At 69.0% G+C, this 9461-nt stretch carries 11 protein-coding genes; 4 read left to right on the forward strand and 7 right to left on the reverse strand.

Features of this window, described 5'->3' with window-relative positions:
* Position 1: 1 nt before the first annotated feature.
* The 6 genes from VEA98_RS03025 to VEA98_RS03050 all read right to left on the reverse strand — a co-directional run bounded on the left by VEA98_RS03025 (position 2) and on the right by VEA98_RS03050 (position 5506).
* Positions 2-1552 (reverse strand): CpaE family protein, encoded by a 1551-nt coding sequence (locus tag VEA98_RS03025; RefSeq protein ID WP_324810995.1) that lies wholly within the window; start codon positions 1550-1552, stop codon positions 2-4.
* Between the two features lie 6 nt (positions 1553-1558).
* Entirely contained in the window at positions 1559-2221 is a 663-nt protein-coding gene (locus VEA98_RS03030; RefSeq protein ID WP_324810996.1) for a CpaD family pilus assembly protein, read from the reverse strand.
* A gap of 8 nt (positions 2222-2229) precedes the next feature.
* A complete protein-coding gene (locus tag VEA98_RS03035; protein ID WP_324810997.1) occupies positions 2230-3645 on the reverse strand; it encodes a type II and III secretion system protein family protein in 1416 nt (471 codons plus the stop codon).
* Positions 3646-3653: 8 nt separating this feature from the next.
* On the reverse strand, positions 3654-4571 hold the full coding sequence (cpaB, locus tag VEA98_RS03040) for a Flp pilus assembly protein CpaB (protein ID WP_324810998.1): 918 nt from the start codon (positions 4569-4571) through the stop codon (positions 3654-3656).
* Positions 4572-4692: 121 nt separating this feature from the next.
* Complete coding sequence (locus VEA98_RS03045; RefSeq protein ID WP_324810999.1) at positions 4693-5205, reverse strand: A24 family peptidase; 513 nt, start codon at positions 5203-5205, stop codon at positions 4693-4695.
* A 124-nt stretch (positions 5206-5329) separates the two neighbouring features.
* Positions 5330-5506 carry a Flp family type IVb pilin gene (locus VEA98_RS03050; protein WP_324811000.1) on the reverse strand — a complete coding sequence of 59 codons (177 nt, stop codon included), beginning with the start codon at positions 5504-5506 and terminating at the stop codon, positions 5330-5332.
* Between the two features lie 303 nt (positions 5507-5809).
* Here VEA98_RS03050 and VEA98_RS03055 point away from each other — a divergent pair, with 303 nt between their 5' ends.
* Genes VEA98_RS03055 through VEA98_RS03065 form a run of 3 tightly spaced genes read left to right on the forward strand, consistent with a single transcriptional unit; the run spans position 5810 to position 7311 of the window.
* A complete protein-coding gene (locus VEA98_RS03055; RefSeq protein WP_324811001.1) occupies positions 5810-6223 on the forward strand; it encodes a pilus assembly protein N-terminal domain-containing protein in 414 nt (137 codons plus the stop codon).
* Between the two features lie 6 nt (positions 6224-6229).
* Complete coding sequence (locus tag VEA98_RS03060; RefSeq protein ID WP_324811002.1) at positions 6230-6778, forward strand: TadE/TadG family type IV pilus assembly protein; 549 nt, start codon at positions 6230-6232, stop codon at positions 6776-6778.
* The gene (locus VEA98_RS03065) at positions 6775-7311 is read left to right on the forward strand and encodes a TadE/TadG family type IV pilus assembly protein (RefSeq protein WP_324811003.1); all 537 of its coding nucleotides are present in this window, start codon (positions 6775-6777) and stop codon (positions 7309-7311) included. The genes VEA98_RS03060 and VEA98_RS03065 overlap by 4 nt, the downstream gene beginning before the upstream one ends.
* On the opposite strand, the gene VEA98_RS03070 is transcribed toward VEA98_RS03065, so the two are convergent.
* Positions 7308-8630, reverse strand: coding sequence for an anthranilate synthase component I family protein (locus tag VEA98_RS03070; protein ID WP_324811004.1), 1323 nt, complete (start codon positions 8628-8630; stop codon positions 7308-7310). The two genes, VEA98_RS03065 and VEA98_RS03070, sit on opposite strands and share 4 nt — an antisense overlap.
* Positions 8631-8743: 113 nt before the next feature.
* Between VEA98_RS03070 and VEA98_RS03075 the strand changes: the two genes are divergently transcribed.
* On the forward strand, positions 8744-9292 hold the full coding sequence (locus VEA98_RS03075; protein ID WP_324811005.1) for a heme NO-binding domain-containing protein: 549 nt from the start codon (positions 8744-8746) through the stop codon (positions 9290-9292).
* Positions 9293-9461 lie beyond the last annotated feature (169 nt).

Raw genomic sequence — 9461 nt, forward strand, 5'->3', positions numbered from 1 at the left:
GTCAGGACTTCTTCTTGAACAGGCCGGAGAGCAGCGACTTGCCCCCCCCCTTGGCGGGCTTGCTCCCGGGCCCCGTCAGCATCGGCAGCTCCCGGCACGAGACGATCTGGGCCAGCATCTGGAAGGCCTCGGCCGCCTTCGACTTGGCCCCGGCGTCGAGGATCATCTGGCCGTTGTTGGACGCGGTGCCGAACACCTTCGGATCGAACGGGATCAGCAGGCTGGGATGCACGCCCAGCGCCGCGCCGAATTCCTTGGCGGGGATCTCCGGCCGGCCCGGCACGCCGACCTGGTTCAGCACCAGCCGCGGCGGTGCGTCGTTGGGCCGACCCTGGCGGATCAGGTCGATCATGTTCTTGGCGTTGCGCAGACTGGCCAGATCCGGCGTCGCGACGACGACGACCTCGTCCGCGGCGATCAGGGTGCGGCGCATCCAGCCCGACCACAGGTGGGGCAGGTCCAGCACCACGAAGGGCGCCGTGGACCGGATCTGGGTCGTGACCTCCTCGAAGGCGTCGGGCGAGATATCCCAGTCCGCGTCCAGCGTCGCAGGGGCCGCAAACAGGCTGAGCTTGTCGGTGCAGCGAACCATCATGCGGTCCAGCAGCACCGGGTCCAGCCGGTCCGGTTGGCTGAGCGCGTCGGCGACGCCGTTCAGGGGGTCCTGGTTGAAGTCGAGCCCGGCGGTGCCGAACGGCAGGTCGTAGTCGACGATCACCGTATTGGCGCCGATCCGTTCGCTCATCGCATAGGCGGTGTTGTGCGCGACCGAACTGGCGCCTGCCCCGCCTCGCGCGCCGACGAAGGCGATCGAACGGCCGACGAACGGTTGCGCGGGATCGTTGAACAGGCCGCCGATGGCCGCGATCAGCTGCAGCGGCTGAAGCGGGGCCACCAGGTACTCGCTGACGCCCCGGCGCATCAGCTCCCGGAACAGCAGGATGTCGTTGGTCGCGCCGATGACCACCACCTTTGTGCCGGCGTCGCAGACCTCGGCCAGCTGGTCGACTTCCCACAGCAGCGTCTGCGGGTCCTTCAGGCATTCGACGATGATCAGCGGCGGCGTCGGCTCCTGGCGGTACGCCTCGACCGCCGCAGCCACGCCGCCGACCCGGATCTGGGTGGTGGCGCGCGACAGGCGACGGTCCTGACCGGCGCGCTCGGCGGCGGCCAGGGTGTCCTGGCGTTCCGCGAAGACGTGGATGGCGATGCGGGGCACCGAAACCTCGGGGCCGCCGCCGCCCAGCACAGGCGGAGAGAAGGCCGCCGACGCGCCGGCGACGAGGTCGCCCACGGGGTTGAACCCGGCCACGGCCGGCATCTGGCTGTCCGGTGAGGCGGCGGGGTAGGGTTGCGGCGCGGCCGCGACGGCCGGCGGCGTGAACTGCAGCGGCGGGCGGGCCGCTTCTTCATCCCGGGCGGCCTGATCGGGCGCATAGGGCGAGGCGACGTCATCGACGGGACGTGTCCCGGGGCCGGACGCGACATAGCCCATGTCGAGATCGAACTCGTCCTCGAAATCCTCGACCGGTCGGGGGAAGGCGTTCGTCATGTCACACTATTCCACGGCCCGGGCGATCCGGCCTTCGACGAGAGGTTCCTGCGGGGCGGAGGTGACCTCGCCCTTGCGGTAGCTGTCGAACACCACGGCGGCCCGGCCCGAATCCGCCGGACTGGTCGGGCGATGGCCGACGATGTCGCGGGGGTCGGAAATCTGGGCGGCGAGGTTGGCGTTGATCGCGCAGCCGAGGCCCATCGAGCTGTTGTTGGAGAACCGGCCTTCCATGGCGCGGGGTTCGGCGGCGCAGTTCGGGATCACGGCGCGAACGGTCTCGAACCCGGCGAGGACAGGCGCGCGCGGATCGGGCGCGGCGTAGGAGGCGACGACGATGCGCTCGGCCGGAAGGCCGGCGGCCTGCAGCGCCGAACGGACGGCCCAGGTCTGGCGCGCCGCGGCCGGATCATCGCCCGAAGGCCCTTCAATCCGGACCCAGCCGACGCCCGCCGCCCTGTAGCGACCCGCCAGGTCGTTCAGCGCCGCCTGCTGGTTCGACGACAGGCCGTCCTCGTGCACGGCCAGGGCGATCCGGTCCAATCCGGGCTCGACCTGGAGCGAATAGCGCGACAGGGGCGTCAACGGCTGGGTGTCGGCCGGGCCGGTCGAAGCACAGCCGCCCAGGACGGCGGTGGCGACGACGGCGAGGAGCAGGGCGCGCTTCATCGGAGGCCTCATTCGATCACATAGCCAACGGGGCCGGTCCAACCCGCATCGGCGGAGCCGGCGGCCGACGAGCGCCCGTAGTGCTGGTTCAGCTGGCCAAACAGGATGGTCTGGGCGTCGTTGGCGATCTGCAGGCCGTCGGCCGGCGTCTGCATGCGGCCCGGCGACGTCGGCGAGACGATGTAGGCCTCGACGATGATGACCAGTTCGGTTTCGCCGGACAGGTAGTCGCGCGAGCGGAACAGGGCGCCGAGCACCGGCAGGTCGCCGAGCCCCGGCAGCTGGTCGATGTTCTGGCGGGTGTCCTCGCGCAGCAGGCCGGCGATCATCAGCGATCCGCCCGACGGCAGTTCGACCGTATTGGACGCGCGGCGGACGCTCAGGCCCGGAATGACGAGGGACGTGCCGCCCTGACCGCCGCCGAGGGTGAAGGCGCCCAGCGAGGTCAGCTCCGAGACCTCGGTCGACAGCTGCAGCGAAATACGCCCGGGCGACAGCACGATGGGCCGCACCGCCAGCCGTACGCCAAACGGCTTGAACTCGATGGTCACCTTGGTGCTCGTGCCATCGACTTCCTGGCCGACAGGCACGGGGAATTCGCCGCCCGCGAGGAACTCGGCGTTCTCGCCATTGGCGGTGGTGATGTTCGGCTCGGCCAGAATGCGGACCAGGCCGGCGCGCTCGAAGGCGCGCAGCGACGTGTTCAGGCTGCTGCCGTCGCCGGCGGAATCCTGGTAGTTCAGCACGCCGCCGCCCAGCTGGTTGCCCGAGACGGCGAAGGTCGCGGCCTGGGTCAGGCTCAGGCCGTCGCCGACGGAGGCGAGCACGGCGGTCGCATCCAGCCCGAGCTGTTTGACGGCGGTGCGCTGCACCTCGACGATGCGGGCCCGGACGGTGATCTGGTCGGAGCCTTCAATGGTCATCATGTTGATGACCTTTTCCGGGGCCGAGACGAAGGCGCGGGCGACCTGGCTGGCGCGGTCGGCCTCACCGGGGCTGAACACGGTTCCCGTCAGGATGACGCTGTCATTCACCGCCTCCGCGTGGACATTGGCGCCCGGCATGACGCGGCTGAGCGTGTCCTGCAGCGCCGAAACGCCCGCATCGACGCGGATGCGCAGCGACAGGATGGTGCGGCCGGCGTTGTCCAGCACAACCGCGTCCGTCTCGCCGGGCGCCAGGCCGATGATGGTGATGCGACGCGGCGAATGCAGCATCGCCTCGGCGACCTGCGGGTTGGGCACGATCACGTCGCGGGCGTCGGCCGGAAGGTCGACGGCCATCGACGAGCCACGCGGCAGGCTGATCAACTGCGACTGCGCGCCCATCGAGACGGCGGCGCGGGTCTGGGCCGGAGCGGGAGAGACGGGCGCGGCCGCAGCGGCCAGCAGGCCGGCGAGCGCGACGGCGGCGAGACGCATCATCGGACGCTTCATTGGACCACCACCACTTCAGGCGCGCCGCCGCGATAGACGCGGATGGCGGAGGATTCGCGCGGTCCCGCCGAGACGCGGCCGGACGGGCCGCCGGTATCGGCGTAGGAGCGCAGGATCAGACTCAGTTCGCCTTCGGACTTGGCGAGAGCCAGGGCCTCGGCGTCGCGGGGACCGACCTCAAGCGTCGCCGTCGCGCCAATCACCGTCTGCTCGTCGTCGCCGGCCCGGGTGGACTGGTCGATGGCCAGAACCTTTATGTTCTGCATGACGGTGGCGGAGGTGAATTTGGAGCGGTCGGCGTCAGAGGCGCCGATGTTGCCGAGCGTGGTCTCGCGGGTCAGCACCACATCGACGCGGTCGCCCGGCAGGATGAAGCCGCCGGCGGCGGTCTCGACCGTGACGCGGATGGCCATGGCGCGCATGCCGGGCTCCAGATAGGCGGCCATGTAGCCGCTGTCCCCGGCCCGAACGATCTTGCGCATCACGATGGGCTCGCCCGCGAGGATCGGTTCGCGGACCACCGACCCGACGTAGTCGGCCTTGGCCCCGCCGGTGGCGAGGTTGGTCGCGGCCCGGGTCACTGCGGCGACGGCCCCCGCGGGCTTGTCCGCGTCCGCCTCGGGGGCTGCGTCTCCCGCTGCCGGGATCGGAACCGAACCGTCGGTGATGAAGGCCGGATTGACCTGGTCGAGGGGCCAGTCCTTCCATTCCATATCGGACTCGTCGAGCCGCTTGCCCGCCTGCAGGTCCTTGGCGGCGACCAGCACCTTGGCCATCGGCCGCGTCTCGACGGGCGCGGCGGTGGCGACGGCGGCCGGTTCCTTGGAGGATGATCCCATGGCGCGCACGACCAGGGCCAGCCCGATGGCGGCCACGGCGGCGACGCAGATCACGATGATACGGGCAGGCTTCATCGACTGTCTCCGGCAGGCCGGGCCGGACCCGTGGATCGGTCCTTCGGCCCCCTACCGTTAACGAACATGCCGGGCGCGGGTTAACGTGGGCCTAAGTGCCCACGGGCGGTCCACCGGGTCTCTAGCCCGCGAGGAAGGCGGCCATCAGCGGCGAGGCCGGATAGGCGGCCAGCACTCCCGCGGCGATGGCCACGCCATAGGGAATGTCGCCCTTGGGCTGCATCAGACGAACGACCCAGCCCGGGCCATTCATGGCGTAGGGCTGCAGCCAGGCCCGGGCCACGAGCAGCATCAGGCAGAACAGTCCGCCGATCACCGCCGTCCACAACAGGAACATGCCGGCTCCGGCGAGGCCCAGCCACAGGCAGGCGGAGGCCATCAGCTTGACGTCGCCGCCACCGAGCAGGCGGAGGGCGAAGAGGCCCATCCCGACCAGCAGGGCCGCGACGGCGACGCCGATGTGCACCGCGACCGCCATCGGCGCGAGATGCAGCAGAAGCGCGGCCGGAAAGAAGCCGAGGATCAGCAGGCCCGAGATCCAGTTCGGGATCTTCATCGACGTCAGGTCCGTCAGCCCGGCGGTGATCGCGAGGGCCGGCAGGATGGCGAGGAACAGCAGTTGCAGAATTTCCATCCGCCCATCCTGGCAGCGGACCTTTTAAGGGCGCGTTGCGTCAGGCGCGAAAGTGTCGGGCGCAAAAGCAAAGGGCCGGAGCGTTTCCGCTCCGGCCCCCGCCTGTCTCAAGTCGTGCTGACGCTTAGGCGTCGGCTCCGCCGATGGCGGTGGCGACTTCGCCGAACTTGGTCGAGATGTTGGTGCCCAGGGCGGTGACGGCCGCGATGATCACAACGGCGATGAGGGCGGCGATCAGACCATATTCGATGGCCGTGGCGCCCGACTCATCGGACATGAACTGCGAAATGAACTTCTTCATGGTCATGGTTCCTTTTCAGAAAGAGGAAGCGAGCTACTGAACGCGGGGGGGAGCCGGTAGCCCGCTTGACCCCCAAAACGCACCGTCGTTATCGCCCATATCGGTTAAGGCCCGGTCGCCGGGCGTGGTTACCAGAAGATTTACTGTAAAATAGCCCCGTTTGAGGCGCGCGTCGCCCGCCATTCCCGCTCTGTGACTGGCGACGACCCGGTATTCCAGCCGAGGTTTCAAACTTTATTGAGGTTTCGAGGGCAGGTTCGGCTTCACGCTCTCGCGCGCGCTCGCTCTATGGACATCGTCGCCATGATCCGCACTCACCGCCTTCTCCTGACGCTCGGCGCCGCCGCCCTGCTGGCCGGCCCCGGCCTGGCCGCGGCACAGTCCGCCCGGATCAGCGTCGAGATCGACCAGGCCCGGCGCGTTCAGCTGAGCGGGCCGGCCGGCTCGGTCATCGTCGGCAATCCGGAAATCGCCGATGTCACCGTGGTGGACGCCAACACGCTCTACATCACCGGCAAGGGCTATGGCGTGACCGAGGTCGTCGCCGTGGATCAGATCGGCCGCACCGTGTTCCAGAGCCAGGTCGTGGTCACCGCCGGCGACGGCGCGGGGCGCGTCCGCGTCTGGCGCGGCGCCCAGGCGACGGAAATGGCCTGCGCCAGTTCGTGCTCACCCTCGGTGCGGGGAACCAACGGCCCCGCCCCCGCCGCCGAATAGATCGCCATGGCCGCGCGCAGAGGACCCTGGACGCTTGCAGGGCGCCTGATCGGGCGCCTGCTGCGCAACCGCGACGGCGCCGCAGCCGTCGAGTTCGGCCTCGTGATCCTGCCCTTCTGCGTGATGATCTTCGCCATCCTTGAAGTGGCGCTGATCTTCACCCTGGACTCCGTGCTCGAGAACGCGGCGATCGGCACGGGACGGCTGGTTCGCACAGGCCAGGCGAGCGCGCAGGGCATGACCGCGGCGCAGTTCAAGACCAGCCTGTGCAGCCGCATGAGCATCTTCTCGGGCAACTGCGAGGCCAACGCCACGGTCGACGTGCGCGTTATTCCGCAGTTCAACATCACGCCGCCCGATCCGCTGGCCGGAGAAGGTTTCGATCCCAGCGGCCTGACCTACGCCAACGGCAATCCGGGCGACCTGATCCTGGTGCGGGTCTGGTACAGGCATCCGCTGCTGACCAGCTTCCTGTCGCAGGGCCTGTCGAGCGTCGGCGACCGCACGGCGATGCTGACCGCGACCACCGCCTTCCGCAACGAGCCGGCCGGATGAAGAAGCGCAGCCTGATCCGGCGACTGACCGGCGACGAGCGCGGCGTCTCGGCGATCGAGTTCGCCATGCTCGCGCCTGTGCTGATCGCCTTCTACATGGGCATGACCGAGTTCTGTCAGGGCTTCATGGCGCAGAAGCGGATGGGCCACGTCTCGGCCGCGGTCGCCGACCTGATCGCCCAGGAAGAGACGGTGACGCCGGCGACGATCGACGACATCTTCGACATCGGCGGGCTGATCATGAAGCCCTTCCCGACCACGACCCTGCATCAGCGGGTGTCCAGCGTGACCAATGTCGGCGGCACGCCGACGGTCGACTGGAGCCGCGGCGACGGCATGACCCCGCGCGGGACCGGTTCGACGATGACGCTGCCGGCCGATCTGGTGTCGTCGGGCGAGAGCGTGATCGTGGCCGAGGTGACCTACGACTACGACTCCGCCGCGGACTATCTGATGCCCGGCCTGACGCGGTTCTCGCACACCTATTACCTGCGCCCGCGGACCGTCGACAAGACGACCTGCCCGACCTGCTAGGGGCCGGTCAGGGCCTCGCGCAGGGCGAGGATCTTGGCCTCGGTCTCGGCCAGTTCCGAGACGGGATCGCTGTCGGCGACGATGCCGGCGCCGGCCAGGGCTCGGAAGCGCCAGCGGCCCCCTGAGCGCTCGAACGAGGCGGTGCGGATCAGCACCGAGGCGGTCAGGCTTCCCGCGTCGTCGAGGTGGAACAGGCTGCCGCACCACGGACCGCGCGGCGGTTCGTGCGCGGCGATGACCTTCATGGCCTGGTGCTTGGGCGCGCCGGTGATCGAGCCGGGCGGGAAGGTGGCGGCCAGCAGGTCGGCGGCGCCGGTCCCGGGTCGGGCCGCGCCGGTCACGGTCGAGACGAGGTGGTGCACGGTGGGATGGCTCTCGATCTCGAACAGGCGGGCGGCGGCGACGGAGCCCGGCTCGGCGACGCGGGACAGGTCGTTGCGCATCAGGTCGACGATCATCAGGTTTTCGGCCCGGTCCTTGACCGAAGCAAGCAGGGCCTCGGCCTGGCGTTCGTCGCTCTCAGGATTGGGGCCCCGAGCGGCGGTGCCCTTGATGGGGCGGGTCTCCACCCTGTCGTCCCGGACCCGCAGGAACCGCTCCGGAGAGTTCGAGACCAGAATCCGCTCGCCAAGGCTCAGGTAGGCGGCCATCGGCGCCGGGCTGGAGGCGCACAGGCGAGCGAAGACGTCGAAAGGCTTGGCGTCCTGGGCAAGCTCGCCCCGCCACCGGCGCGCGATATTGGCCTGGAAGATGTCGCCGGCGGCGATCCGGTCGCGAACGCGGGCGACGTTCCTCTCAAAGGCCGCAGGATCGTCGGCCTCAAGGACCTGAGCCAGAACACCCCGCCCCGGCCGCGCCGGCGCCTGATCAAGCCAGCGCGCGGCCGTCTGGGCGGCGGCCGCCGCGGCCTGGACGTCGCTACCCCGCCCACAGGCGATCACACGACGGCGCGAGCCATCAAAGGCGAGGACAGCGGGGTAACGCGCAACAGCGAGGTCGGCCCAACCTTCGAAACTTCCCAGTTCGATCCTTTCTATCCGGCGCGCCAGGCCATAGGCGGCCAAGCCCGCCAGCCCGCCGCTAAACGGGGGGGCCGCCTCTTCGGCAGGCGCCATTTCGCCGAGGAGAGATCGAAGCGTTTCGAAGGGGTCCTGAGCATCGTCCGGGCCCAGAACGACCGTCCGGTCGGGGGCGCGCGCGAGGTACGACCACCCCTCCACACCGGATATCAGGGCAAGGGCAAAAGGCTCGTCCGCGAAGGCGCCGAGGACCGACAGGGGGTCCTTCCAAGGCAGGTGAACGAGGGCCAGGCGACGCACCGCGCCTCCATATCCCCGAGCCGAAAAAACCGGAACAGCGATACGCGTCTTAACCTTGGGTTCGGATTACGCCGTTAACGTACGGCAGCAGGCGAAAGACCCGGGGGCCTAGTATGAAAGGCGTTGTTTTCACTGAGTTCCTTGAATTCGTGGAATCCGCCATGGGCGCAGACACGGTCGACGCCATCATCGCCGAATGCGAGCTGTCCACCGGGGGCGCCTATACCGCTGTCGGCACCTATCCGTTCCAGGAGATGCAGGATCTCCTCATGGCGCTTTCGAAGCGTTCGCAGACCCCGCCGGCCGATCTGCTGCGGGCCTTTGGGGCCTACCTCTGCACGAGGTTCGTGGCCGGATATCCCGAATTCTTCCGGCGCGCCGGCAGCCTGTTCAAGCTGCTGGCCAGCGTCGACCATCACATCCACGTCGAGGTGCGCAAGCTTTATCCGGACGCTGAACTGCCCAGCCTGGAGGTGGTGGAGAACCGCCCTGAGCGCTTCGTGATGAACTATCGCTCGACACGCGGTCTCGAAGCTCTCGCCGAGGGCCTGATCGACGCCAGCGCCCGTCATTTCAAGGAGCCCGTCTACCTCAAGTCCGAACGCACCACGGATGAGCAGGGTGACCTGGTGCGGTTCACCATCACGAGGCGCGCGGCCTAGGGCATGTCGCAAGAGTCCCCCTCCCCCGAGGCGCTGCAGCGCCGGATTGAGCGCGAAAAGCGCGCCCGGCAGGAGGCCGAAAGCCTGCTGGAGACAAAGTCGCGGGAGCTCTACGAGGCGAACCAGTCGCTCCAAAAAATCAGCGACACCCTGTCTGCACGGATCGAGG

The organism is Brevundimonas sp., from assembly GCF_035627055.1.
Lineage (GTDB): Bacteria > Pseudomonadota > Alphaproteobacteria > Caulobacterales > Caulobacteraceae > Brevundimonas.

Coding starts and splice junctions, on each gene's coding strand:
- VEA98_RS03060 (WP_324811002.1), top strand. CDS start 6,230: ATGGCCGCGCGCAGAGGACCCTGGACGCTTGCAGGGCGCCTGATCGGG.
- VEA98_RS03050 (WP_324811000.1), bottom strand. CDS start 5,506: ATGAAGAAGTTCATTTCGCAGTTCATGTCCGATGAGTCGGGCGCCACG.
- VEA98_RS03075 (WP_324811005.1), top strand. CDS start 8,744: ATGAAAGGCGTTGTTTTCACTGAGTTCCTTGAATTCGTGGAATCCGCC.
- VEA98_RS03025 (WP_324810995.1), bottom strand. CDS start 1,552: ATGACGAACGCCTTCCCCCGACCGGTCGAGGATTTCGAGGACGAGTTC.
- VEA98_RS03065 (WP_324811003.1), top strand. CDS start 6,775: ATGAAGAAGCGCAGCCTGATCCGGCGACTGACCGGCGACGAGCGCGGC.
- VEA98_RS03055 (WP_324811001.1), top strand. CDS start 5,810: ATGATCCGCACTCACCGCCTTCTCCTGACGCTCGGCGCCGCCGCCCTG.
- cpaB (WP_324810998.1), bottom strand. CDS start 4,571: ATGAAGCCTGCCCGTATCATCGTGATCTGCGTCGCCGCCGTGGCCGCC.
- VEA98_RS03035 (WP_324810997.1), bottom strand. CDS start 3,645: ATGATGCGTCTCGCCGCCGTCGCGCTCGCCGGCCTGCTGGCCGCTGCG.
- VEA98_RS03045 (WP_324810999.1), bottom strand. CDS start 5,205: ATGGAAATTCTGCAACTGCTGTTCCTCGCCATCCTGCCGGCCCTCGCG.
- VEA98_RS03030 (WP_324810996.1), bottom strand. CDS start 2,221: ATGAAGCGCGCCCTGCTCCTCGCCGTCGTCGCCACCGCCGTCCTGGGC.